This window comes from Dapis brunnea BLCC-M229 (assembly GCF_050015995.1).
In the GTDB taxonomy this organism is placed as follows: Bacteria; Cyanobacteriota; Cyanobacteriia; order Cyanobacteriales; family Microcoleaceae; genus Trichodesmium.
Window position 1 is genome coordinate 1 of record NZ_JBNHEP010000020.1, and the last position, 25,926, is coordinate 25,926.

Genomic DNA, 25,926 nt, shown 5'->3' on the forward strand with positions numbered 1-25,926 from the left:
TTAGTTGCTCTTGGCAGTTATAATCATTCCCTACCCCATCATATTGAGTGGATACGTTAAAACTTACCATCAGCTTTGTCTGTAAATGTCAATGACTTTCCCTTGAAGTTGAATAATAATCAAATTGTTGAATTAAACAAGCAACATCAAAGGAAAGAGAACAACCTCTTCCTACAGTAACAAATTAAACACAAAGGAGAAAAGAACAATGACAATTAGTTGGAATGTTAGGGAAAAAACCCAAGATGGTAATGACAACGACAACTATATCACAGGAAAGAAAAGCAGTAAGACCTTTTTTGTATTTGGTGCAGGGGGTAAAAATAAAGCCACCTGGCATCACGAAGATAGTATCAGTGGTAACGGAGGTGCAGACACATTAATCGGACGTGATGAGAACGATAGTCTTTATGGGGGAACTGGTAACGATATCCTCTATGGTGGTTATGAAACCACCGATCCAAACAGTGATAATGGATATTCTTTCCCGACTGGACAGTTCACTACCGTGAACAGAGATGCTGGAAAAGACCTGCTTCGGGGAGAAGATGGTAACGATACCCTCTACGCTGGAGCCGGAGACGATAGCCTCTATGGTGACAACAATGATGACGTGATGTTTGGTGGAAACGGAGACGATACCCTCTATGGTGGAAACAATGATGACCTGATGTATGGCCAAGATGGTGCTGACCTGATGTATGGCGAAAATGATGCGGATATTATGTTTGGCCAGGATGGTAGGGATACTCTCTATGGAGGAATTGGTGCAGATTTACTCTACAGTGGTAAACTCGGTAATGGAGCTAGTGATGTCCTAGACGGTGGTGCAGATGCAGATACCTTTTTCCTTGGTGAAGCTGCCGATACTGCAGGTGGCGGTATGAAAATCGACTGGATGAACCTCGGTTTGAGTATGGCAGGAGATGTTACTGACTTAGGATTCACAGTTTTTGCTCCCAAATTGAAGATTGCTAAAGAAATTGTGCCCATGATCTTTGATGTCACTAAGGGAGTAATGAATGGTCAAACATCAAGACTGGATCGGCCAAATAAAACAGCTTCTGCTACTATTAAAGACTTCAACTTCCGAGAAGACGTCGTCATTATCCCTGTAGACCAAACCGTATATATTTCAGATGATAGCAATACAAAGAATACCCTTGCTTTCAAATACGACACATCCACCTCTGATATTTTTGCTACTCTTGATCTTGAGTATGCGGGGACTGTTTTTGAGGATGCTTCTGATTCCTATGACAGTAAAGCTGAAGCATCCATAGCTAATATGCTCAAGCAAAATGCGATCTACATTGATTCAAATGGTGCCACTCTAGGAACCGAAAGTAGCACTACATTGAATATCGATTCCGCAGATTTAGAAAACTTAGGAAGTAATAAATTTCTGGTATTGGGTGCTTATTCCGGGTATAATATGCAGGGTAGTAATGAGGATGAATACTTGTATGGAACTAACCATGATGATGTTATTGCTGGATACCAATTGGATAATTTAGGAGGAACATCATTTTCACCAGGAAATGCTGGCAATGATGAATTGAGGGGATTTGATGGTAAAGATATCTTCTATGGTGGTGCTGGCAACAACTATATAGATGGAGGTCATGACGCAGATACTGTATCATATATCCATGCTGCAGGTGATGTCACAGTCGATTTATCAGATTTTACTACTGATGGCGATACTCGTTATGCTAAAGCCAGTGATAATGGGTTTGGTGGCCAAGACAAATTGTACAGCATTGAGCATATTATTGGTAGCGATAATGCTGACAGTATTAAAGGAGACGATGAACCGAACGTATTGTCAACTGGAAGAGGTAACTATGTAGTAGATGAAAACGGTAATGATGTTCAGCTCAATAGTTCGTTAGTAACAATGGGTAACGATACTCTGACAGGAAATGGTGGTAGCGATACCTTTGTTCTGTCTGGTGGAAGTCATACCATTACAGACTTCAGCGCTGATCAGGGGGATAAGATTCAGATTGATCTTAAAGAGTACTTTAATAATAATGTAGTAAATCTTCGTTACAATCTCTCTGGTGATAATCTGACTATTGATTTCTCCAATCAGCGAGTTGCTACCCTGAACGGTATCTCTAGTTCTGAAGTAGCAGATGTTTTCAAGAATATTGAATTCATTGGTAAAGAGGACACTTCTGGCGCAAATCACAATAAGGATCTTCTCATCGGTAATGATGGCAATAACAACTTATCAGGTTTTGGCTGGGATGACTATATTTATGGTGGTAAAGGTAATGATACTTCCTTCGGTGGAAGTGGTCGTGACATGATATTCGGAGGAGACGGCAGCGATCGTTTCCAAGGCGCTTTTGCCGACGACATTTTGATTGGTGGTTATGGGAGCGATACTTTTGTTTACGGTTACTATGCATCAAGACAGGATAGTGTCGACAAAATTCTCGACTTCACTGCTGGTGAAGGAGATAAGATTGAGATCGATAAAAGTGAGTTTGGTATCAGTAGCCTTACAGCGCTTTTCATATGGGTGAACCACAAAAGTGTAAAATGTAATTAAAGAGAAAATAGTTATCCAGAGCGATGTAGCTGCCGCTAGGCTCCGCCAACGCCGAAGAAAAAAAAATGGCCAGACCATATTCACGAGATTTACGTATTCGTGTGATTAGAGCCTATCAAAATCAAGAAGGTTCTCAACGTCAAATAGCGCAAAGATTTCAAGTTAGCTTGACTTTTGTCCGTAATTTATTACGGCATTATAGAACCACAGGAACTGTAAATCCAAAGCAACATGGAGGAGGACCAAAGATTAAAATTGATGGCAATTTTGATTCTTTAATTCAGCAGCAAATCCAACAAAAACCAGATATTTTACTTTGTGAGTTATGCGAATATTTAGAAATTAGAACCGGAGTCAAAGTGAGTGTATCAACAATGTATCGAATTTTAAAAAAATTCAATATAAGTAGAAAAAAAAAGTCTTTATGCTTCAGAGCAAGAGAGAGAAGATATTAAACAAAAACGCTATGACTATCGAAAATGGTTGGATTTAGTAGATATACAGAATTTAGTTTTTGTTGACGAATCAGGAGTTAATCTAGGGATGACTCGTCTTTATGGTCGAGGAAAAGTAGGAGAGAGAGTAGTCAGCAATGCCCCTAGAAATAAAGGTAAGAATACAAGTGTTTTAGGAGCTTTAAGTCTGGATGGTTTAATTGCATCAATGACAGTAATTGGTAGTACAAATAAAAATGTATTTGAAACATATATAGAGCAGATTTTAGTACCTCAACTATGGCCAGGGGCAATTGTACTGATGGATAATTTAAGTGTCCACAAAGGTTCTAGAATTCAAGAGTTAATTTCCTCCACAGGAGCCAAGTTAATCTTCTTACCTGCGTACTCACCTGATTTGTCACCCATCGAACTATGTTGGTCAAAATTCAAAGAGTTTCTGCGCTCTCGTCAAGCTCGAACTCAAGAACAATTAGATCGAGTTATCAGCGAAGCGTTGGCGGAGCCTAGCGGCAGCTACATCGCTCAAATTACTGAAGATGATGCCATAGGTTGGTTTGAACATTGTGGTTTATTCATATGAAAACCGCTGTAAAATAAAGTTCTCCTTTTTGGGCTATGTATTGCATCCCTGCAATTGTTTTGACATCACCAGGTATACCCGGAACAATTGGACATCCCGCAGTAAAAGCACCTACAATCCCATGTCCAGAATTAGATACCTTTTCAATATCTTCATTTCTAAGTTCTACTTCAAAAGTACCATCTGCAGAATTTTTCTGGATATTAGAAGAATTACCAAAATCAATTAGTATAGGACCAAGTTGATCGGGTCTACCGCAATGAATATGAAACATATTAATATCTTCAAGATTGACATTTTCTGTGTTGACATACACATAGGCTTTACTCAGGTCATTGGTAATCCTTAGCATTCCATGTCCCCGAGATTTACGCTGATTTCTTGGTACAGAGGGTGCTGTAGATAAAAATTCTTTGGGAGCAAAAGGGGGTGTATCTTCCTCATCAGCTGGTTCCTGGTTGGGATTTAAAAATGCTTCGTAAACAAAGCCGATTTCTTCTCCATTACTTGGTGTGAGTGTAACAGATTGGGTTTGAGTTGCTGCAAATGTTTTTCCAGGAATAAACAACAACAAAACCACAAAAATAACTATGATGCTCGATAAAAGTTTAGTATTCATTGAATCTTTTTCTGCAAATAATTTGTTGAGGAATTCGACAGGGGATATTTATCCCCTGAGTCAAAAATTGAAGTAAAAGCATCAAAACCAAACACTAAACATCGATAGTTTCTAATTTAGCCCAAGTTTGACTGCCAACAATTCCATTACGTGGCAGAATAATTCTTCTAAACTAAACATAGGGCAGGTGCTGAATTTTACGCTATTTTCAGCTTACTACCTGCCCCTTTCCTTATCCCAAACTCAGGTTTGGTTATGCTTCCAGGGGGCTGACAGCTTTTGGGTATAGTGACATTACCAATTCCATACAAAGCCCCAATTTTGACCCTGTTTCTGAACATCAGAGTACGACATCTCTGCTTTCTTGGCATTACTGAGCAAATTGATGCCAAAGGGCACGGTCAACAACAGACGAAACATGTGGTTGCGCTTTCCATAAGTCACTTTGCGAGTTATCCATGTCACAGCATCTGCTTCTGGCTTCCAGTGTTTGTTGTACTGGGCAGCGGCTTCCTGGAGGTGCTCGATCTCGAACCTCTCAATGCATTGATCCAGTACTATCGCCGACTCCATCGCAGCATTTATTCCCTGACCGATGGGTGGAAACGGTGCACCTGCGTCGCCCAACAACACTGCCCGTCCGCCGTGTAGTTGCGAGCAAGAAACCATCCTACCAATATGGTAGGTCTTCCGCGTTACAAAACTGGCGAGCGAATCGTCACTGACCATTTTTAGGACATCGGGAGCATGTTGTTTGAGCAGGGCACGGGCATCTTCAACCCCGTTCAACGACAGTTCATGGTCTGAGCCCACGCTGCAAAACCAGCGCAAGCTATCGGCTTTTCGACCACTAATTGCACCAACAACTAAAACTATCGGTAAACCTCCGAATACATGTAAATAGTGCGGATCGAGATGTCCTGTGTTTTGATCGAGTTCGAGCATTGTTGAGTAGTTCGGGATTTCTCCATACTCAGTTATTATGCAGGGTAATTGCTGCTCCATCTTTCGCCGTACCAGTGAGCCGCCACCATCCGCACCAATCAAAAAGTCAAACTGCAAGGTGTCACTTTGCCCATCTTGTTTAATTGAAACCTCTCCCGTTTCCACATTGACCTCTTCAACTTGGGTGTTAAATCGGCAGTCAATGCAGTCGCCATAGTCTCGCTCCACAACAGTCATCAATGAGCGGAGGATGTCACCGCGCGATCCCGTCCAACCTTGCTCTTTCCATTCCTCAGTCACTAAGCCGTTAAATACTTTGATCCCTCTAAAGGGAAGCATATACTCATCGAAGACATCTGTGGCTTCAATGTAGCGTAGCGCCTTCAACCCATGCCCGGTGATGTCAATAGGGTATGACCGATCGGGATTAAATTGAGAAGTGTCTGCGGGATGTGGGTCCCGTTCGAGAACAGTTGTATGGATGCCTCGACGTGCAGAGGCAATAGCAGAGACCAGTCCGGCTGGACCACCGCCAATAATAGCGATTTTACTTGTTTGATTCGTCATCATTATTATTCTCCTTGATTCGGTTTCAAATGGGCTTCCAGTCATAAGCTCATCTGCTGATGCTCATCGAATCATCGAAGAGCATCCTGATGAAATATCCGCACAGCATATTTTAATTAACTGCTCATTATTAATCGCATTAATTTAATCGTTAATAGCGATGATAAATTAGCGTTTGCCAATATTAGTATTGATGAGTAAATTAAGCTCTAAACATCAATGGATTCTAATTGATTCCAAGTTTGACTACCAACAATTCCATTCGCAGTTAAACCATAGTATTTTTGGAATTTCTTCACAGCTGATTCTGTTGCTACACCAAATATTCCATCAACGACCAAAGAACCAAATCCAATACCATTTAACCGTCTTTGTAGATATTCTACATCTTCTCCCGTGCTACCAAAACACAGAGTAGCGCGGACAATTATATCTACTACTGCCCAAGTTTAGTCACCAACAATTCCATCAATGGTTAAACCATACTGTTTTTGAAAAACCATGACAGCTTCCTTTGTCAGATTACCAAATACTCCATCAACTAATAGGCTATTGTCAGCAACAGTGGCATTCAAAACTGTTTGTAAATCTTTTACATCTTCACCAGTGCTACCAAGGCTAAGAGTTGGACGACTGGTGGTGGTTTGAGTTGCAGTAAACATAATTTTCTCCTTGTTTTTTAGATTAATTTAATCGTTGTTTTGTTCAACAATTTAAGTATCATTCAATTTTAAGGAGAAATCATTGACAGTTACGGACAAAGCTTATGGTAATTTCTGACCATTAGTCATTGCACTTTTCGGCAATTCTCACACCTTCCAAGAGAGTTCACAAATGACCCCTCCCTTAGGTAAAGACTCCCGACGAAATTTTCCTCCAAATCTTTTTGCTAATAAATAGCTGTGTTTTGTACCTTGTTGTTCGTTTCCTGGCTTTAAACCACAGCCATTATCCTGTACCTTAAGAATATAATTACCCTCGCGTTCTTCCCCCGTAACCACAATTCGAGTTACACCACTAGCGTGTTTACCTATATTACACAAAGCTTCCTCCAACCACAAACACAAGTCGCGTTTCATTTCCAAGGTGAGGGAAGATTGAGTAATAGGTGCAAAATTCCGTACTTTAACTCGAATAGTTTGGAAGCAAGGAAGATTACGTTTAAGGGTTAGGGAATATACTTCATAAAGTAAATTATGAAAGGGAAGATTTAGGTCGATAGAGGTTCCTTCCCCCAAGCGAAGATAATTTTCAGAAGTAGCAGATTCTAAACTTTCTGGCGAGCTTACTGACTTACTAGCTGTATTATTTTCATCTGTAAAACTGCGTCCCACTGCGCGAATTTCAGTATTGAGTTCGTTCAAACGCTGTAAAAATTCTGCTTGAGATATCTGCCCCCTTTGCACATCTCTTTGCAGTAGTGCTAGGGTTTGTAGTGGTCCATTATGAATTTGGGTAAAAGCTTGTTCCAAAGCCTTTTGGCGAATACTCTGCCGCTCTATGATTTGAGCATAATATTGGAGACGTTCGGCATACAAGCTTTCCACTATTGACTGGAGACGATTATGCAAAAAAACAAGTGCAGTTTGCATCCCCATTACTGGTCCGAAGGAGATGAGCAAATCTAGCCCTCGTAGGGAATATAATTCTTCTTGGTTAAAAATTAAGTAGGTTACAATAGGTCCAGCAACACCTATCCAGACGAGTATAGTCGCCTTTATTAATCGTTGGGGACGCAGGGTTATCAACATAAACGTCATCAACATGAACGATATTGAGGATATGGGTGGTAAATTATCTACAAGACTAATTTTGGATGAGGTGAATGCCTTGAGAGAGTAAAACCAACAGGGCATCACAACAAACATTACACTCTGAAGTATACTCAGATTTATTACTTGTTGCAAGCTATCGGGTTTTGTATAAAGACGTATCAGTAATATTAAAGATGTAATTGCGAACAGGGGAGGAATAATTAGATCAAGCGGGTAGGGATTGAGTTCCAACCTGTGGATGATAGTGGCAATAGTTGTACCTACAACCGTCAAAATCAAAACAGCTAGAACCATTCGACGCTTTAGTTTACTTTGGGGATCTAAAATGGTAGACATAATATCCTCAATCAGTAATCAGTCTAGTAAACCTTTTTCCCGCGCACGGATTTGCGTTAAAGCTCGAATGTTTTTTCCAGGTTCAGGATAAATTCCCAATACATCCTGAATTTTCGACCAGTAGTGACGAATCATACGTTCTGACTTATGCATTGATTGAGCAATAGCTTTATCTTGCAAACCTTCTTCAAAAGCAAGTCGCAACACTTCCAACCACTCAGGTTTTACTTCCAAGTCGGTTTGTAAATCCTTAGTATGAGTAAGTCCTTGCATCGCCCATTCCATCCGAGTTAAAAAAATTTCTATAGTTTCGCTTTTATCCGCGATTGTAAATCCTCCTTGATGGGCATCAATTTCAGGTATGAGGCGAACTAATGCTTTGATGCTACTACTTTGCACCATCAAGTTAAGTTGCGGATAATCTTGCATTAATTGCTTGAGTAAGCCCAATCCATTCTCTATTTGGGCAGTTGTTCCCAATTCCTGGGGAATAGACAAATCGGCGATCGCTAAATCGGGAGAATGCTTGGCAACTTGTGTAAGAGCTTCTTGCACGGTTTGAGCTGAGAATATTTGGGCATCCCCAAAGCGATCGCTTACCAAACTAATAGTTCCATTTAACAGTAAGCGATGGTCATCAACAATGAGAATTTTTGGTTGTTGAATATTCATTTTGAGTAAAATAAATTACACCGTTCATTAGACTTCTTGCAGAAGTCAGGGAATAGGTATGGAGGGAATAGGGGGATGAAATTGTTCACTTCAGATTTTGAATTGATTTAATTTAAACTTTTGCAAGAGGTCTATTGTAGGCATGACAGGCTACAAAGCGCGTGTAGCCATAATGGTTTTTTGCTGGCTATTTGGGTGTAACTCAGCGCGTGAATCCTAGTAGCATAAAATATGGATAATACCAGATTATAGACAACAGTTAAAAACCCTCGCCCAGAATACATAAATATAAATAGTTTTTCAAAAACATTCACGTCAAAAATGTCCTAGTCAATATTGACCATATATCCGCCACCATTAATTTTATCCTGATAGCTGGACTTTTGGAAAAAGATAGAGTAAACCTGAATTTATTAAATTACAATTTTTTTGACTGTTATTGCTGACATCACAACCTGCAATCACTTTTTTTTGAGGATTATCAAATAATAATATTTGATTTTTATGGTTGATTATACTATCTGCAATCACTCTTTAGTAATCGAAGTGAAACAAATAATAGTCCTACCACTTCACAAGATGAGAAAATAATCCTACTGGATATTTTTACTTATTTGCATTTATGATTTATTGTGAGTTGAATAAAATTTTCAGGAGGTAATTATTGTTCCATCCAGCTCTTTTTCGTTTATTTTTCATGCCAGTTTTTACAGTTTTTTCTTGGTTTAATAAATTTAATGCTATTTGTCTAATTACTGCCAATTTTTCGGGAGCATTATCTGTTCTAATTCTAGAATCATCCTCTTGAAATTGAACATCCAGAACCCAATTTAATTGATTTTCAATTCCCCAATGGCCTCGTATAGCTTCAGCTAAAATTTCTGAATTATTTGATAAACTACTAATATAATATCTTCGTTCACAAGTAATTTTTCCATCTTTTTCAGACCGAAAATAATCAACAAAGCCAATTGATTTGAGATTTTTCCATTCGCTAAATGGATCGACTTCATCCCCAATATTACTCACTATATAATAGTATCGGCCTTCGATACGACCATGAGTTAACTCAGATTTACAATAATCACTTTGTGGGCTTTTTTCTGCTTCATTTTTATATAATTTATTCAGCAATTTTTCTACTATGCAGATAAAAATAACCTTGATTTTTTTTCAAGGTAATTACATAGTCAGCCTCTTGTTCTGTAATTTGTTTAACAATTTCTTTTTGACATCCCATAGCATCAATAGTCACTAATGGGACTTACACAACTTAACTGGCAAAATTAGACTATAATGCTTGGTCTACAATAATTTTACGTTGAAGCGATCGCTCTTCTATGAAAGAAACGACCCCTACTGCCATGCCCCCTTGCTTTGAAAGGTGGTGTAAACAGATCGAAAACAGACCCAATCTTTGATTGAACATAGTAATTTATTTCAGTTAATTTCTATGATTTCTTTTTCTCAAGATACTATTGCAGGTAGTATTACAGATCGAGGAAAAAGTAAAGAAATTCAAGATAAAAGTGATGTAATTTGGTTAATAAATACCTTGAAAAATCGGGGGTTATTACATCAATAAATCTCCGGCAAGCATTTAGAACCGGTTGGAATAAAAGTAGGCAAATATATTGTTGATTTGAATCCTTTAGATAAATTTATTCAACCAATTTCTCAAAGATTTTTAGAACAAATAGTTTTACATTTATTGGATAATAGTTAGGTCATTATATGTATCTTTCAAATATTGATACATAAAAAAACAATATGGTGATTATATTATTAAAATCATGAAACAATGACAGATAAATATCAGTTTCCACTATTGGTTAAAATCTGGTAATTACTTTACAGTGGTTTTGATTATTAGTAGACCACAGTAGGAACGAATGGCGATTCGCCCCTACAGGGTTTTGGTTGTGGCGATGTGGTTCATCAATTTTAAAAGCGCTGTAATCTCAAGAAAGTTGGTAACAAGTATCAAGTGGTGATCGCTAATAATTAATAAAGAAGAAAGAGGGAAGAAGTTAAGAGGAAAAAATGATAGATATAGGGGTCTGAAATGAATTGGAGCAAATCTTTTTAAAAATTTGTTTTGCGATGCAGCTTTTTGTAGTAGTAAATATTGAACAAAAAAAAGTAGAGTAATATTACATTATTTTGGGATTATTTATAAATAATTTAGGATTCCTATCGAGGCTCAAAAATTATTACAAGAATTATGAATTATCAATATACTTTAGCAGCAGAATTTTCACAGTCGGGAGTGGGTTTACATAGTGGTATAAAATCTCATATTAAGGTTATGCCTGCTCCTCAAAATACAGGTAAATATTTTGTCAGGGTTGATTTGCCTAATTATCCAGTAATTCCAGCTCTAGTTTCTTCTGTAGTTTCTACGACTCTCTCTACAGAATTAGGCATTGGAGATATTCATATCCGTACTACAGAACATCTATTAGCTGCTTTGGCAGGAATGGGCATAGATAATGCTCGAATAGAAATTGATGGCCCAGAAATTCCTTTATTAGATGGTTCGGCCAAAATCTGGGCGGAGGCGATCGCTTCTGTAGGATTGGTAGAAGCAAAGGGGGGAGATAGTAAAATGGGGAGATGGAGAGATGGAGAGATGGGGATATGGGGGGATGACAAAAATAAGCAAGACTCTTATCAAAGCACAGATACACAAATTAAAAATACTGATACCCCACACCTAATAACTCAACCAGTCTGGATATATCAGGGGGATAGTTTTGTTGCCGCTTTACCTAGTCCAGAAACTAGATTTACTTACGGCATAGATTTTGATTTACCAGCTATTGGTAATCAATGGCATAGTTGGTATCCAGAAAAAGACAATTTTGCTGACTGTATTGCTCCAGCTCGGACATTTGGTTTGGCCCATCAAATTGACCAATTGCGAGAAGGTGGTTTAATCAAAGGTGGTACTTTAGAAAATGCTTTGGTTTGTGGTCAGTCTGGATGGTTAAATCCGCCTTTAAGATTTACAAATGAACCAGTACGTCATAAAATATTAGATTTAATTGGAGATTTGAGTTTATTGGGAAATTTTCCTCAAGGTCATTATTTGGCTTACAAAGCTAGTCATAAATTACATATCCAATTAGCTCAAAAAATTTCAGGGCTATACCAGTCGCCTGGGCAGTAATGTTAAAACCTCTGTGGTGCGAGTATCTTGCCCGCGAGTAGTGTACCTAACTAAGATAAAATTCCCTGTACAAGGAAATATATCTCAGATATACAGATATAAGTATGGATCAAAACTATAACGTTTTAGTTTTGTAGAGAGTAAATTCCAAATATGTCAGATACAAATATTTAATGTTAAAACCAATCAGAGTGCAGGTATCTTACCCACAGATACTGTAGCTAACTGAGATAAAATTCTCCCTGACAAGGAAATATATCTCAGATATACAGATATAAGTGTGGATCAAAACTATAACGTCTTAGTTTCCTAGAGAGCAGATTCCCTGTATGTCAGATAGGCCGGGGAGGATGTCAATATACCTAGTTTTTCCAACTCATACCTTGCCTAAGTCCTGTATAAATTAATATTAGGATTACCCCTCTAAATGGTATGATTAAAACCGCCAATCAATAACCATACAAATGTCAACCTCTCAAGAAACTACAACTGATTCGATAGCCACCACAGAAAATCCTCAGACTCAGCAAAATCAAGACGCTGCAACTACTGAGGCAAATATTCTGACTATTGAAGAGATTCACAAGCTATTACCCCACCGATACCCCTTTGCTTTAGTAGACCGCATAATAGAATATGTACCCGGAGAAAAAGCAGTTGGAATGAAAAATGTTACTTTTAATGAACCCCATTTTCAAGGACATTTTCCCGGAAGACCAATTATGCCAGGGGTGTTAATCATAGAAGCATTGGCTCAAGTCGGAGGTATAATATTTGCTCAAATGCCCGATATTCAGGAAGGATTATTTGTATTTGCAGCTATGGATAAGGTTAGATTTCGTCGTCCAGTAGTACCAGGAGACCAATTAATATTAACCACAGAATTACTGTCCATTAAAAGTGGTAGGTTTGCCAAAATGCGAGGTATTGCAGAAGTGGATGGTCAAAAAGTTGCAGAAGGGGACTTGATGTTTTCAATGATGGATTGAAATATGCCTACTCTGATTCACCCAACAGCAGTTATTTCTGAAAGTGCTAACCTACATCCCACTGTACAGGTGGGTCCTTATGCTGTAATAGGGGAACAGGTCAAGGTAGGTGCAGGAACTACTATTGGCGCTCATGTTGTGATTGAAGGTCCAACAGAAATTGGCTCTGGTAATCGAATTTTTCCAGGGGCAGCTATTGGTCTAGAGCCACAAGATTTAAAATATACAGGGGTTCCAAGTGGGTTAAAAATTGGCGACAATAACCGAATCAGGGAATTTGTTACGGTTAACCGTGCTACTTATGCAGGAGAGAGTACCGTTATTGGTAATGGCAATTTGCTTATGGCTTATGTTCATGTGGCTCATAACTGTATTATTGAAGATTCTGTGGTCATAGCTAATGCTGTATCTTTAGCAGGTCATGTCAAAATTGAGTCTAAAGCTGTAATTGGTGGGGTTTTGGGTATTCATCAGTTTGTTCATATTGGCAAAATGGCAATGGTTGGCGGTATGAGCAAGATAGTTAGAGATGTGCCTCCGTTTATGTTGGTGGAGGGAAATCCTTGTTTGCTACGATCGCTCAATTTAGTGGGATTAAAGCGTGCTGGTTTGACCAGTTCAGATTTGGCAATATTGAAAAAGGGTTTCCGAACTATCTACCGTTCTGGCAAACCTCTGAGTGAAGCTTTAAAGGAATTAGAGTTATTTTCAGATAATAAGTATATACAACAATTACATCAATTTTTAAGTCTGTCTCTTGGGTCTAAACGTCGTGGACCAATGCCGGGAAAAATGTTGAAGACAGCAAGATTAGAGGAGCCTGATTATTAATACCTCTCCAAAAAAGAGGGAGTAGGGAGTAGTTAGTAGGGAGTAGAGGGAAATAATTGATTGGATTTTTTACTATTGGAGATGTCTAATATAGTTTTTGGTAGATACAATGTTGGTAGATACAGTGAAAAAAAGAAACTCTCTGATAGATGGCACAAGGGTTTGAACTTTAATATTTGTATTTCATATACTGGAAATCTGCTGTATAGCGAATTTAATCTCGATCGAGTAGCAAATGGGTTCTATAAAATGGTGCGTTACGACAGGTTGTTAAATGCCTTTCACAGCCTAAATTTTAGCCGTCTATAAGACACACTATTGGCGTGACATACTTTAAATGTTGCATCAGAAAAAAATGGTCAAACCTTATAATAACAAGAATTATACTAAAAAAGCGGTCTGCACAGTTTTAGTTGTGTCGGTCTACTATAAATTTTGCTGTTAATCAAGTCTTAATTAAGAACGCCATCATAAAAATGTTCTCCTCACCCCAAGCATATTATCTTTAAAAATTCCTCCTACTTCCTACTCCCTACTCCCTAAAATTTTTATTGTGGGTATTCAAAGAGACATGATATAGTTGATGATTAGGGTTTGCTGAAAAAGTCTTTTGGTAAAGGTAGTCCTCAGTCCTCAGTCCTCAGGTAGGGGATCCGTCTCCTTGGCGACGTACAGGAGAAATGGGAATTATAGACGAGTTAGTCGGGAGAATTGTTCCTTGATTTTTCTGCCATAGCCAGCCGAAAATACTAGTTTTTTGAGCTTTTTGGTGTAAAAAGCTAGCACTTTTTTCAACCAAAAAAATGCTAAAGCCTTTATCTGTGAATACGCGCGAGAATTAATCAGCAAGCCATAACTAATAACTGAAATTACCAATGCCTAATTCCATATCTCCCGTCAAAATTTTTATTAGTACAGGTGAAGTTTCTGGAGATTTACAAGGTGCCCTGTTAGTTGAAGCGCTCTACCGTCAAGCTCAACTTCAGGGTTTAAATTTGGATATTGTGGCCTTGGGGGGCGAGCGGATGGCTGCTGCTGGTGCTACTTTATTGGGAAATACAACTAAAATTGGCTCTGTAGGAATTATTGAATCTTTGCCTTTTGTTTTCCCTACTCTGAAAATTCAACAAAAAGCTAAGGAATATCTACACAACGAATCTCCTAATATAGTTGTTTTGATAGACTACATGGGGCCGAATCTTAGTATTGGTAATTATATTCGTAAAACTTGGCGGAATTTGCCGATTATTTGGTACATTGCTCCTCAAGAATGGGTTTGGTCTCTGGGAAAGGATAAAACAGCTAAAATAGTTAATTTGACAAATAAACTTTTGGCTATTTTTCCAGGAGAGGCAAATTATTTTCGGCAACAAGGAGCTGAGGTTACTTGGGTAGGTCACCCGATTATTGATAGAATAAAAATGGCTCCTACTAGGGAAAAAGCTCGTAGCGCTTTGGGAATAGCTCCAGATACATTGGCGATCGCTTTATTACCAGCATCTAGACAACAAGAAGTTAAGTATTTAATGCCTATAATTTTTCGAGCGGCTCAAATAATTCAGGAAAAATTACCCCAAGTTCATTTTTTGATTCCTCTATCTTTAGAGACTTATCGTTATCCCATTGAAGAGGCAATTAAAAAGTATCAACTACAGGCAACAATTTATCCAGCTTTGCCACAAAATAGTCAAGAAATACTAGAGAGTAATAATTTAGAAATTCTGGCTGGAGCGGACTTAGCGATCGCTAAATCTGGTACTGTAAATTTGGAAATAGCTTTGCTAAATGTACCTCAAGTCGTAATATATAAGGTTAATCCTATCACTGTTTGGATTGCTAGGAATATTTTGAGGTTTTCGATTCCATTTATGTCTCCACCTAACTTGGTACAAATGAAGTCTATTGTGCCAGAATTATTTCAAGAAAATGCTACTCCTGAAAAGATTGTTTCTGAAGCTTTGGAACTTTTATTAAATTCTCAACGCCGCGCTCAGACATTAACTGATTATCAAGAAATGCGTCAATCTTTAGGAGAAGAAGGAGTTTGCCATCGAGCTGCTAAAGCAATTTTGGATCTAGTTTTAACCAGAAAATAAAAATATTTTTCAGATAATTTAATAAGAGACTGTTTGTAAAAGGAATATTAAATCTAGGCAATAGGGTGAGTTTTGCTAGCGCAAAGCTTTCCTACTGAATTCTGTGCAAACAGTCATTTTTATCCCATCAACGTAATTCCCTTATCTAGACTGAAATTCAGTCATTTTTTCGACCATAAAATGTCTGAGTAATACTAAATGGTTTGAGCTACTGGTGATTAACATCTTGAGCTGCTAGTGATTAACATCACATACATTGTACTTACTTTTGATGTAAATTTCCTTATAAATAATTGGAGTTAGTTTTAAACATAAATATTAATGTTTAATCATCAAACGAGCAAAAATATTCTATAAGCTTATATGAATAGTATTTATTTCTTGTTTGGGTTTTATTTAAAACATATTTGCTTGTTATATAAAATAGGAAAGAAAACAAAAAAAATATTGTATAAATTGTTGATTGTTATTGGCAAAACATTTCTGTTGCTGAGTTCTGTAATAGTTATTGAAAAACCAATTTTTGCTGGAGAAATCAGGAGTAACATTGTTTCTATAGAAACAAGAAATAGCCTTGAAGCTCAAGGCTTTATTGATGGTTATCAGAGTTCTAAATCTGGTTTAGGTGAATTCATAGAAGCAGGAATTCAGAAACTAAACCTAGTAGAAATAATAGAACAGAAAATTTATGCTGATGCTTATCTTCGCGGTTATCTACAGTTTCAAATTGACTTAGGTGAGTACATGAGTATAAATAAAAGTGAAATATATTTGCAAGCTATAGGGTTTCAAGATGGTTGTTTGAGAGCAAAAGCTGGATTAAATGAATTTACAGAAATGGGGATGAATAAGTTAGGTTTAGCAGAATTAAGACAACAGTTAATTTATATTGATGCTTATCACCAAGGTTATTCTAGGTGGCTGTTGACTGATTCTTGTTTACCTGCACCATATAATTAGAAGTCTGAATTCAGAATTCTGAATTCAGAAGTTAGGAGCAATTGTACCATTTTTATTCTGACTCCTGACTCCTTATTTTTTATACTACCTTTTGAAGTTTTTTTATACTACCTTTTGAAGTGCATAATGGTAGGTTAACATGAAAAAATACAGAATTATTATTTTAATATGTTTGATTTTTACTGTAATTTTAGGTTTGGCAACTAAGTTCTATGAAGGGATTTTTTCTGAATGGCTGAACAATTCTTTTAGTTCGATTTTTTATGAAGCATTCTGGATTTTATTAGCGATTTTTATTCGACCTCAACTTCCTCCAGGTTTGGTTGCTTTTTGGGTTTTTCTTGTCACCTCATTTCTAGAATTTCTCCAATTATGGAAACCACCTTTTTTACAAGCTATTAGAGCTACTTTAATTGGCAGGCTGTTGTTAGGAAATACTTTTGTCTGGTGGGATTTTTTGTACTATATATTAGGCTGTACATTGACTTGGATAGTTTTACGTTACACCATGTCTGAAAAGTAATACTAATCCTGTATTTATCACAAATTTGGCAATTGCAAAAACCAGAAGTATTATCTGATATAGGTTTGAGGACTTGAGCCTGTAATTGAATTAATGGACAATCTTTTTTGTGACATATATAATAGATAATAATGGTGAGATGAGGGGGTTTGGAATTAGTACCCGTGGGCAACGGGGGATGAAACTGTCTGCTAATAGCGTACTGCCAGGTGAGCGTCAGCTCATAGGTAAATGCTACGCAGAAATGCTTAACTGCGAGGTTAAAAAGCCCGCCCCGTAATCTTGGATTCGGCCTCGGGAGAAGTCACTACCTTCTATCCTTGCATATTTCATATTTAGGACTAGCGGAGTTATATACCGAATTCGTGAAATTAATTTCAAAAGGAGCAAAATTTATGTTAAAAGGAACTAAATATACCATCCTCCGAAGCCGAGAAATTCTAGTACCGACAACAGATAATTTAGGGATCAGAAGAGGTGCTGGGACTTTTGAATTAGCTCCTGAACAACTGGAAGTTGAGGAAACTGAACTTAGTCACTCCGAACACAATAACCTACGGCGTGACCCCCGAACTCTTGCTCTCGCACCAGCTTTGCCCTTGAAACTGATTGCACCAGTAGAATCAAAGGACGTAGCTACTCCGACTGCTGGGTCTACCTGGGGGATAGAAGCTGTTGGTGCAAATAGTTCTCCCTTCGATGGTAGCAACATTACTGTGGCCGTACTTGATACAGGAATCGATCCTTCTCATCCAGCTTTTACTGGGGTAGAACTGGTTCAAAAGAACTTTACAACTGAGTCGGATAATGATCTGAATGGTCATGGAACTCACTGTGCTGGGACAATCTTTGGTCAAGATGTTGAGGGAACTCGTATTGGTGTTGCTCGTAACATCAAGCGAGCCTTGATTGGTAAAGTCTTAGGAGCAGGAGGAGGGTCATCGCTCACCATCGCTAAAGCGATTCAATGGGCAGTCAATGAAGGGGCTCATGTAATCTCGATGTCCCTTGGTATTGATTTCCCTGGGTATGTAACATATTTGACTAAAAGAGGACTGGAAATAGAAGCTGCCACCTCAATTGCTTTAGAGGAATATCGTGCCAATATCAATCTTTTCACACAACTATCCCGCTTCGTCCAAGCTCATGGATTGTTTGGTCAGGGAACAATTATTGTGGCTGCATCAGGAAATGAAAGTAACCGTCCCAGTTATGAGGTTTCGGTAGCTCCGCCTGCTGCTGGAACAGGGGTAATTGCGGTGGGAGCTTTACAAGAAAGTGCTAGTGGTTTTTCTGTAGCCAGGTTTTCTAATGACCAAGTCGATATCTGTGCTCCTGGGGTGGATGTAATATCAGCCAAAGTAGGTGGTGGGTTTAGTAGCTTGAGTGGAACTAGCATGGCCACACCTCATGTTGCTGGAGTTGCAGCTTTATGGGGACAACGTCAATTAGCGTCCACAGGGCGGGTTAATAATCAAGTATTAATGTCACGACTGATTTCCAGCGGAACACTTAAGTCTCTTGCTTCTGGTCAGGAAATAGATAATATTGGGACTGGAATAGTACAAGCTCCTCAGAGTTAATTTAGCTAGGTCGGCGAGAATCTCTAGGTATAGAGTCTGAAGGACGAGCAGTGGAAAGGGAGCTGAAAACCAAAGTATATCCTACATTCTCCAGGACAAGCTTTTACTTTCTAACTCCCACCCACTCAATAATAGCTTCAGTTAACCCATGTAAAGTATATTCTTGAGCTTCGACATCTACTCTACCTAATAAACTGTGACAACTTTGAGAAGTTTGAGGTCCGATAGAAGCAATACAAATATTTTCTAACCAATCTTCGGGTAACTTATCCTTATTTTCTGAAATTAAATAACAAAAATTTCTGACAGTTTTAGAACTAGCAAAAGTAATAACATCTATGTGACGATTCTGTAGAGCTAACAAAGCTTCGGGTACAATATTTTCTGGGCAATTAGACTCATAAGCAGCTACTTCTATTACCTCTGCATCTTGACTATTTAATTCCTTCACTAAAACTTCCCGACCACCAGTTTCTACTCTGGGAAATAAAACTTTTTTCCCACTCAATTTGTCCGGAAAATTTGCCACTAAAGAATCAGCAACAAAATTAGGTGGAATAAAATCTGGTGCTAAACCACAACTCTTTAAACTTTCTGCCGTTTTTTTACCAACTACTGCTATTTTTACCCCAGCTAAAGCACGACTATCTTTACCTTTCTCTGTCAATCTTTCAAAAAAATAATCTACTCCATTTGTAGAAGTCAAAATTAACCAATCAAAACTATCTATATTAGTAATAGCAACGTCTAAATCGTGCCAACTTGAAGGCGGAGTAATAACTAAAGCTGGCATTTCAATTACTTTTGCTCCTTCCTTTTTTAGACGTTCGGTAAACTTACTCGACTGACCTGCTGAACGAGTTATTAAAATAGTTTTATTTGCTAAAGGTGCCATTTCTGCTTTTACTTCTGACTTTTCTCTAACCATATTATTTGGATACTTTAAATAATCTCTTAGTCTGACTACTTCCCCCACTATTATCACACAAGGGGATAAATATTCAGCATAAGTTTGTTTAACAATATCGCTTAAAGTACCAATCCAAATTTGTTGTTTAGGAGTCGCACAATTTTGAATAATAGCGACAGGAGTTTGAGGCGTTCTTTCATGTCTTAATAACTGATGTACAATTTCACCTAAATTTTTTCCCCCCATTAAAATTACTAAAGTTTCAATCTGAGATATTTTTTCCCAGTCTAATGCTTCTATATCGTGAGCAGTTAAGACTACAAAAGCTCTACTCATTACTGCATCTGTCAGAGGAATATTTGCCAATAAAGGTGCAGCTAATGCAGAGGAAATTCCTGGTACAACTTCAAATTCACAATCAGCTTCAATTAATGCTTGAATTTCTGAAGCAGCACGACCAAAAATAAAAGGATCTCCTCCTTTTAGTCTGATTACTTGTTTGCCTAAACGACATTTTTCTACTAACAAACTATTAATTTCTGACTGAGAGATACTAGCTTTACCGCCACGTTTACCCATCTCTATTTTTAAACAATTTTCTGGTGCTAATTCTAGAATAGAGTCATCAACTAAGGCATCATAAATTAACACTTCTGCTTGAGTAATTAGGAAATGTGCTTTGACAGTCAAATATTCTTTATTTCCAGGTCCAGATCCAACAATATATACTTTTCCTAGCAATTTAGTCATATTTATATGAGTAAGTAAATCCAAATTAGTAGTTACAACAAAAATCTTTAGTTGGGGAATAGCACCAATGAGGAATATCGTTATTTTCTAAAGGGATATTAACAGTTGTTTCAAAATCAATATGTTGAGTATTGCTAGACTTAGCTTTGTAAATTTCTTGAGGATAAAAATAATTTCCAAATACTGCATCACAATAATAACAACCAAATGAAATTTCTGAACTTCTAGCTTTTCTGCTATAACGAGGTTTAATTTTGCCCATTTTTATATTGTGACGTTGAGCTTCTTCAGCCTTTAAATATTCATTAGCTTTATCTATTATTTCAGGGATAAATTGAATCTTATCTATAGGTGGATATATTAATTTGTTATAACCACATATAGTTTCATAAGGCTTAGTCTCAACATAGTAAATATAATGTTTTTGGTGACACTTCCAACAATTAACAGGAAAAAACCTAATTTTAATATGCTGCTGTTTTTTATATTGATAAAATGGAGAAAACTTAAAATGGGAAGATAAAAGAGCAGTAATAAAATCAAATATTTGGAAGGAGTTTTGATTAACCTTTACAGCAATATTTTCAGGTTCCTCAATTAATTGAAACATAGGTAAATCTTCTCTTTGCTTCAATATTGGTAACTTCTTAAATAACCAGCAACAACGAATCCCATCTCTGATATATTTATGTTGACGTTGTTGAGTTTCTTCTAAGCTTTGAGGACTCCATTGAACTTCAAAAGCAAGTTTAACTAATTGATTTTTTATCTCCTTAGTAGCTAAAACATCTGCTCTCCAATCTACTCCACTTGCTTCAGTTTTAACCTCATAACCCATATCTTTACAAGCTCTAGCAATTTCTGTTTTACATAAAAGATGTTGCCATGTTTCTGATTTATAATTACATCCATCTTTCTTATTATGAGCAAAATGCTTAGTTCCCAGTTTTGAGTTTCTTAAATATCCTGTTGCTTCACAACAAGGTAAAATAACTTGAACTTTTTTTTGTTTTAATTCTTCCCATTGCTCATCAGATAGTAGTGGGGCTAATAATTCTTGATTATCTAAGATAGCTCTTAATGGCATAATTTTAATGGTTAAATAAAATCCTAAATTTTTACCTTCTATTATGGGTATGATAAAAGACAAGCCATAGGAAAAATAACTTCCAAATAAATTGATAAAAATCAGCGATCGCCTTTTTATCTTCCAGGTCTACTTTTTGACTATGCCACCACATTTGACCTACTTGTAAATTTCCCCACCTACCTAATTATAATCTTTCCAATTATAGAGTTAGGCACAAGTCAAAAGTTAAAAGTAATCTCTAACTGAATATAGAGTTTCCCAGTTTAGTAATATCAATTCAAGTTTGTTTCATCAAAAGCTTTTTCTAATTCTGAAGTTAATTTTAGATAATTACTCCACAGTCTCAAATAGTTAAAATCTAATATTTTTCGTGCAGTTCATTTTTCTGGGGATGACTCAAGCACCATTTTAGAAGTTTTCTAAGTCGGAATTATAAATTTTCTGACTTTTAACTTACAAAAGACAAGCTATGGGAAAAATTAGATATTCTAAGAAAAATAGTTTCCAAATAAATTGATAAAAATCAGCGATCGCCTTTTTATCTTCCAGGTCTACTTTTTGAATTGACAAAGCAATTTTTAAGCTGGCATCTCCTAATCCAGAGATACTAATAGTTTGGCGATCGCCACTTAGATGCACTGTAGTAAAATCCTCTTCCTACCTAAATTCAAACTCCAGGATATAACCGATAAATTCTCCTTCTCGGATATTTTCAACTCCAGGAATATTTTTGGCAATATTCACCAGTTTATTTTGGTCAAATCATTCATTTTTGCCGATCAATAAAATCAGTAATTGCATCATTTATAATATTCTTTTTTCAAATTAGTACTAAATATCTATCTCCAATTTCTGGGGAGTCTAGTTGTTAAAAATCAGACAAAATTATAAATTTTCTTACTTTTGACTTTTGACTTTTGACTTTTAACTTTTAACTTACAAAAGACAAGCTATGGGAAAAATTAGATATTCTAAGAAAAACAGTTTCCAAATAAATTGATAAAAATCAGCGATCGCTTTTTTATCTTCCAGGTCTACTTTTTGACTAAACCACCACATTATACTCAAAGGTAATAAGTGACTTATTACCAAAAAAATTAAATTAATATTTGCCGACCAAGTTACACCAAAAATAATCATTCCGATATAGCAAATTGTTAATACCCACCTTGCCAAATTAAAGACAGCAAATGCTCCTAACTTAATCGTAAATGTATCGATCTTATATTGACGGTCTCCTTCAATATCTGGAATATCCTTAAAAATAGCAATGGCAAAAGTGAAGACTATCACAAACAAAGTTAGTGCCCATACTGTCGGAGGAATTTCTGGAATTATCAAGCTTTTTTTAAGTAGAATTATTTCACCTAATTCTCCCATCCATTTATTTAAACTTCCTGAGACTTCCTCAAATTTTTCCCATCCCCAAACAAAGCTTAAAAATATGCCTAAATTAACAATTACTCCTCGCACAGTAAAAATACATAACGCTGCCAAAACAGGAAATCTTTTTAATCGGATAGGAGGTAAAGAATAAGCGGTACCAATTGCCAAACTTATTCCCACTGTACCTAATAAAAAAGGTCCGCAAATAAGAGCCAAACTCAAAGCAAAAACACCCATTATTGCCACAATCATTTGACCATAAAAACGAGAAAATTCACCAGCAGCTATAGGTAGATAAGGTTTATTAATTTTATCTATTTCCACATCCTCTAATTGATTTAATCCTACTATATAAACATTTCCACATAGACAACTTATCCAGGTTACCAATAACAGAATTAAGCTATATATAAAGGAAAATTGAGTTAAAAAATTAGAGCGATCGCCTATAGCAATTAGATATAAAGCCAGCACACTTAATGTTGTACCAATAATCGTATGTGGACGAGCAAACTTCCAAAAACTATATAGCCACGGCAAATATTTTTGCACCAAATTAGTTGTAAATTTTGCCTCTTGATAACTAGAAAATTCTCCCATAATTACCTTAAATTATTTTTTCCTTGATTATTTATAAACTAAATCGGGCTGCCTGAAAAAATTATAGAACCGATAGATATCGGAGATTTAAGTGCTACAAAATTATAAAAAAGTGACAAATCCATGACTAAATATATCTGAAAATATGACATTTTTTCTAGTTAGGTTAAGGAAAAATGCAGAAAAATTCATAGCCAAACTATTGTTTTTCAGCTTATTCCCTATTCTCTACCCTAACCCATAATACTTTTTCAGTAAGCCCCAAATATTAAAACTTGAATACTGCCATGAATATAAATTTATGGAGATCGCCAAGGTGGTTTTTTTGTCACCAAATAACCACATAAAAGCACCTATATTTGAGTTAGGAATTCAATCCTATTTTATGGTGAAAAATAGCTTAATATTTTTGTTTTTCCCTATTTACTATAGCATTTTTACATTGATTTTAATCAACAATCTATATATTTTTTATCATTTTCCTATTACTTTGGCAAATGATTAATATCTTCATTAGAGCCAAGCACAATTATTGCTGTTCCTTTTTGTAAAATTGTAGTTGGCTTAGGATTAATTATAAATTTTTCACTCTCAGCACTAACTGCCAATAAATTTAAACCATATTTATTACGTATTTCTAAATCAGCAATAGTTTTACCATCAAATTTATCCGGTACAATAATTTCTACAATACTATGGTCTGGGTCGATGTCAAATTTATCAATTATTCTAGGTTTAGTTAGTAATCGTGCTAATTCTAAACCCATTTCTCGTTCAGGAAAAACCACATAATCTGCTCCAACTTTTTCTAGCAGTTTTTTATGAGTTTTAGAAGAAGCTTTAGCCACCACAAACTTTACTCCTACTTCTTTGAGATTAAGAGTAGTAGTAATACTTTCTGCCAAATAATTACCAATGGCGACAATTACTGTATCAAAGTCTAAAATACCAACCTGTTTAATGGCATTAATTTCTGTTGAATCTAATTTAAAAGCATGAGAAGAAATTTCATCAGTTATAGCCTGATTTACCATTTTTTCTTCTCTATCAATAGCTAAGACTTCATAACCTAAATTGTGTAATGTTTCACAAACAGCTCTACCAAATCTGCCTAAACCAATTACAGCAAATTGTTTATTTTCCGAGCGGAGATTTTGCCAAAAATTCCAAGATGATAATTTCACTAAAAATTCAGCGTTATAGCTTCTATTTTTGAATAGCAAATACAACGCTGCCTCCAAATATCTATTTGCAAGTAACCATTCAGACTTAACCCATCAGTTTCATACTAAATCCCATTGACTAAGGTTATACTAATTCTCGAAAGTAGCTAGAAATATAATGCCTCCAAAATATATTCCCAAACCGATTCATAAATTTCGATTTTTGATACTCCTAACATTGACTTTTTTTATGATTCACCTAGTCTCAAAGTCTCCAGTTACTTTTGATAATTGATATTATATTTCAAAAAGTCAAAGTCTTGATCTAAAGAAGAATAAAGTTCTCTTCCGTTAAATCGGAGATTATAACGGGAAGCTCACCAAACAAAGAAGTTTCTTGTTTCACAGGCTGATTAATATCTACGTCTCCATAAGCAGACAAGATTATACCCACCTTTTGAATGCTTTATTTAATATGTTAATTGCAGCATTCTCATCTCTATCTAATCTATCTAAAACTATTTTACATTTAGGACAACATTGGGAAATTTAGTTAACTAGCCTATAATAACTCGACTTAGTATCATAGGTTTCTGACAAAGAATCAATATTGAGAGATTGAGCTAAAATTCAAATCTATTGCTCACAGGAAATCAGCTAACTTTAGATATCCATAAAAAATGTGCTCCCTCTTTGATTTTTACTGCTCAATGCTAACCGCCAATAGCTGAATGCTTACATTGTCAGATTCTATCAATTAAATAAAAGTTTTGAACAACTACTTATACCAAATTAAAACAAGATATATCAATTTCATCAAATTTTGCTACATTGGATTTGTTGGAGGGAAAAATTGGCCTTCAAATTTAATTTTTATGCATTGCTAAACCGACACCTCCTCTACTCCTTTAAGTTACCAGACTGACAGTTACTCTATCTAAATCTAGTGGTCAATTTTCAAATTATGGGTTGAGATGGTGACTGGGAAGACAATGGAGAAAGTAGACAAGGGAGAAAATTTAATAGCTTTACCCATCAAATCAATATTCACAGACCACTACTAAAAAAGTTAATTTTAGAAAAATTCTTATGACTGAATTTAGGGAATGGGGAATAGGCAATCTGCAATAGTTTAACTGTGTTATTTCTCTGTATTTTTTACTCATATGACTGGGAGAAATTTCTAGTTTTTGAACTTAATTTAATCCGGTATCTGCCAATTTTTCAAGCTTTACTGCATTGAAATTTCTAATATCTATGGGTTCTAGATTTATTCAGCCAGCTCTAAGTAGGTGTGTTTCATTAATGGATAATGGATAATGGATAATGGATAATGGATAATGGATAATGGATAATGG

At 36.3% G+C, this 25,926-nt stretch carries 25 protein-coding genes and 1 pseudogene; 11 read left to right on the plus strand and 15 right to left on the minus strand.

Annotation, left to right across the window (positions count from 1 at the left end):
* The first annotated feature begins 208 nt into the window (after positions 1-208).
* From ACP6PM_RS01910 to ACP6PM_RS01920, 3 genes are all read left to right on the plus strand, one after another.
* Entirely contained in the window at positions 209-2,563 is a 2,355-nt protein-coding gene (locus tag ACP6PM_RS01910; RefSeq protein ID WP_426581335.1) for a calcium-binding protein, read from the plus strand.
* A 65-nt stretch (positions 2,564-2,628) separates the two neighbouring features.
* Positions 2,629-3,018 (plus strand): helix-turn-helix domain-containing protein, encoded by a 390-nt coding sequence (locus tag ACP6PM_RS01915; protein WP_426581336.1) that lies wholly within the window; start codon positions 2,629-2,631, stop codon positions 3,016-3,018.
* A gap of 28 nt (positions 3,019-3,046) precedes the next feature.
* Complete coding sequence (locus ACP6PM_RS01920) at positions 3,047-3,601, plus strand: IS630 family transposase (protein WP_426581338.1); 555 nt, start codon at positions 3,047-3,049, stop codon at positions 3,599-3,601.
* Here ACP6PM_RS01920 and ACP6PM_RS01925 read toward each other — a convergent pair.
* From ACP6PM_RS01925 to ACP6PM_RS01965, 9 genes are all read right to left on the minus strand, one after another.
* Entirely contained in the window at positions 3,594-4,220 is a 627-nt protein-coding gene (locus ACP6PM_RS01925) for a CHRD domain-containing protein (RefSeq protein WP_426581340.1), read from the minus strand. The genes ACP6PM_RS01920 and ACP6PM_RS01925 overlap by 8 nt on opposite strands.
* A 294-nt stretch (positions 4,221-4,514) precedes the next feature.
* Positions 4,515-5,735 (minus strand): FAD-dependent oxidoreductase, encoded by a 1,221-nt coding sequence (locus tag ACP6PM_RS01930; RefSeq protein ID WP_426581342.1) that lies wholly within the window; start codon positions 5,733-5,735, stop codon positions 4,515-4,517.
* A gap of 206 nt (positions 5,736-5,941) precedes the next feature.
* On the minus strand, positions 5,942-6,163 hold the full coding sequence (locus tag ACP6PM_RS01935) for a peptidoglycan-binding domain-containing protein (protein ID WP_426581379.1): 222 nt from the start codon (positions 6,161-6,163) through the stop codon (positions 5,942-5,944).
* An 18-nt stretch (positions 6,164-6,181) separates the two neighbouring features.
* Positions 6,182-6,394 (minus strand): peptidoglycan-binding domain-containing protein, encoded by a 213-nt coding sequence (locus ACP6PM_RS01940; protein WP_426581344.1) that lies wholly within the window; start codon positions 6,392-6,394, stop codon positions 6,182-6,184.
* Positions 6,395-6,541: 147 nt separating this feature from the next.
* A complete protein-coding gene (locus ACP6PM_RS01945; protein WP_426581346.1) occupies positions 6,542-7,843 on the minus strand; it encodes a sensor histidine kinase in 1,302 nt (433 codons plus the stop codon).
* An 18-nt stretch (positions 7,844-7,861) separates the two neighbouring features.
* A complete protein-coding gene (locus tag ACP6PM_RS01950) occupies positions 7,862-8,515 on the minus strand; it encodes a response regulator transcription factor (RefSeq protein ID WP_426581348.1) in 654 nt (217 codons plus the stop codon).
* Positions 8,516-9,142: 627 nt separating this feature from the next.
* Positions 9,143-9,649: an ISAs1 family transposase gene (locus tag ACP6PM_RS01955; protein WP_426581349.1), complete on the minus strand. Its 507-nt coding sequence runs from the start codon at positions 9,647-9,649 to the stop codon at positions 9,143-9,145.
* A complete protein-coding gene (locus ACP6PM_RS01960) occupies positions 9,639-9,770 on the minus strand; it encodes a hypothetical protein (RefSeq protein WP_426581351.1) in 132 nt (43 codons plus the stop codon). Before ACP6PM_RS01960 ends, ACP6PM_RS01955 begins: the two co-directional genes overlap by 11 nt.
* 36 nt (positions 9,771-9,806) lie before the next feature.
* A complete protein-coding gene (locus ACP6PM_RS01965; RefSeq protein WP_426581353.1) occupies positions 9,807-9,944 on the minus strand; it encodes a hypothetical protein in 138 nt (45 codons plus the stop codon).
* A gap of 24 nt (positions 9,945-9,968) precedes the next feature.
* On the opposite strand from ACP6PM_RS01965, the gene ACP6PM_RS01970 reads away from it, so the two are divergent.
* The 8 genes from ACP6PM_RS01970 (at position 9,969) to ACP6PM_RS02005 (ending at position 18,669) form a co-directional block, all read left to right on the plus strand.
* Entirely contained in the window at positions 9,969-10,100 is a 132-nt protein-coding gene (locus ACP6PM_RS01970; RefSeq protein ID WP_426581355.1) for a hypothetical protein, read from the plus strand.
* A gap of 639 nt (positions 10,101-10,739) precedes the next feature.
* Positions 10,740-11,687, plus strand: a complete 948-nt coding sequence (locus tag ACP6PM_RS01975; RefSeq protein WP_426581356.1) for a UDP-3-O-acyl-N-acetylglucosamine deacetylase — start codon at positions 10,740-10,742, stop codon at positions 11,685-11,687.
* 464 nt (positions 11,688-12,151) lie between these two features.
* Positions 12,152-12,676: a 3-hydroxyacyl-ACP dehydratase FabZ gene (fabZ, locus tag ACP6PM_RS01980; protein ID WP_426581358.1), complete on the plus strand. Its 525-nt coding sequence runs from the start codon at positions 12,152-12,154 to the stop codon at positions 12,674-12,676.
* Positions 12,677-12,679: 3 nt separating this feature from the next.
* Positions 12,680-13,507 (plus strand): acyl-ACP--UDP-N-acetylglucosamine O-acyltransferase, encoded by an 828-nt coding sequence (lpxA, locus tag ACP6PM_RS01985; RefSeq protein WP_426581360.1) that lies wholly within the window; start codon positions 12,680-12,682, stop codon positions 13,505-13,507.
* A gap of 875 nt (positions 13,508-14,382) precedes the next feature.
* Complete coding sequence (gene lpxB / locus ACP6PM_RS01990) at positions 14,383-15,603, plus strand: lipid-A-disaccharide synthase (protein ID WP_426581362.1); 1,221 nt, start codon at positions 14,383-14,385, stop codon at positions 15,601-15,603.
* A gap of 456 nt (positions 15,604-16,059) precedes the next feature.
* Entirely contained in the window at positions 16,060-16,563 is a 504-nt protein-coding gene (locus tag ACP6PM_RS01995; protein ID WP_426581364.1) for a hypothetical protein, read from the plus strand.
* Between the two features lie 139 nt (positions 16,564-16,702).
* Complete coding sequence (locus ACP6PM_RS02000) at positions 16,703-17,086, plus strand: ribosomal maturation YjgA family protein (protein WP_426581366.1); 384 nt, start codon at positions 16,703-16,705, stop codon at positions 17,084-17,086.
* Positions 17,087-17,481: 395 nt separating this feature from the next.
* Entirely contained in the window at positions 17,482-18,669 is a 1,188-nt protein-coding gene (locus tag ACP6PM_RS02005) for a S8 family peptidase (protein WP_426581368.1), read from the plus strand.
* Between the two features lie 103 nt (positions 18,670-18,772).
* Here ACP6PM_RS02005 and cobA read toward each other — a convergent pair whose 3' ends face one another.
* The 6 genes and pseudogenes from cobA to ACP6PM_RS02035 form a co-directional block, all read right to left on the minus strand.
* A complete protein-coding gene (cobA, locus tag ACP6PM_RS02010; protein WP_426581369.1) occupies positions 18,773-20,329 on the minus strand; it encodes a uroporphyrinogen-III C-methyltransferase in 1,557 nt (518 codons plus the stop codon).
* Positions 20,330-20,354: 25 nt separating this feature from the next.
* A complete protein-coding gene (locus ACP6PM_RS02015; RefSeq protein ID WP_426581371.1) occupies positions 20,355-21,416 on the minus strand; it encodes a competence protein CoiA in 1,062 nt (353 codons plus the stop codon).
* Positions 21,417-21,447: 31 nt separating this feature from the next.
* Complete coding sequence (locus tag ACP6PM_RS02020; RefSeq protein ID WP_426581373.1) at positions 21,448-21,570, minus strand: hypothetical protein; 123 nt, start codon at positions 21,568-21,570, stop codon at positions 21,448-21,450.
* 302 nt (positions 21,571-21,872) lie between these two features.
* Positions 21,873-21,977: pseudogene (locus ACP6PM_RS02025) on the minus strand (homogentisate phytyltransferase); the annotation flags it as partial.
* Positions 21,978-22,355: 378 nt separating this feature from the next.
* Entirely contained in the window at positions 22,356-23,405 is a 1,050-nt protein-coding gene (locus ACP6PM_RS02030; protein WP_426581375.1) for a homogentisate phytyltransferase, read from the minus strand.
* A 485-nt stretch (positions 23,406-23,890) separates the two neighbouring features.
* Positions 23,891-24,589 carry a potassium channel family protein gene (locus tag ACP6PM_RS02035; RefSeq protein ID WP_426581377.1) on the minus strand — a complete coding sequence of 233 codons (699 nt, stop codon included), beginning with the start codon at positions 24,587-24,589 and terminating at the stop codon, positions 23,891-23,893.
* Positions 24,590-25,926 lie beyond the last annotated feature (1,337 nt).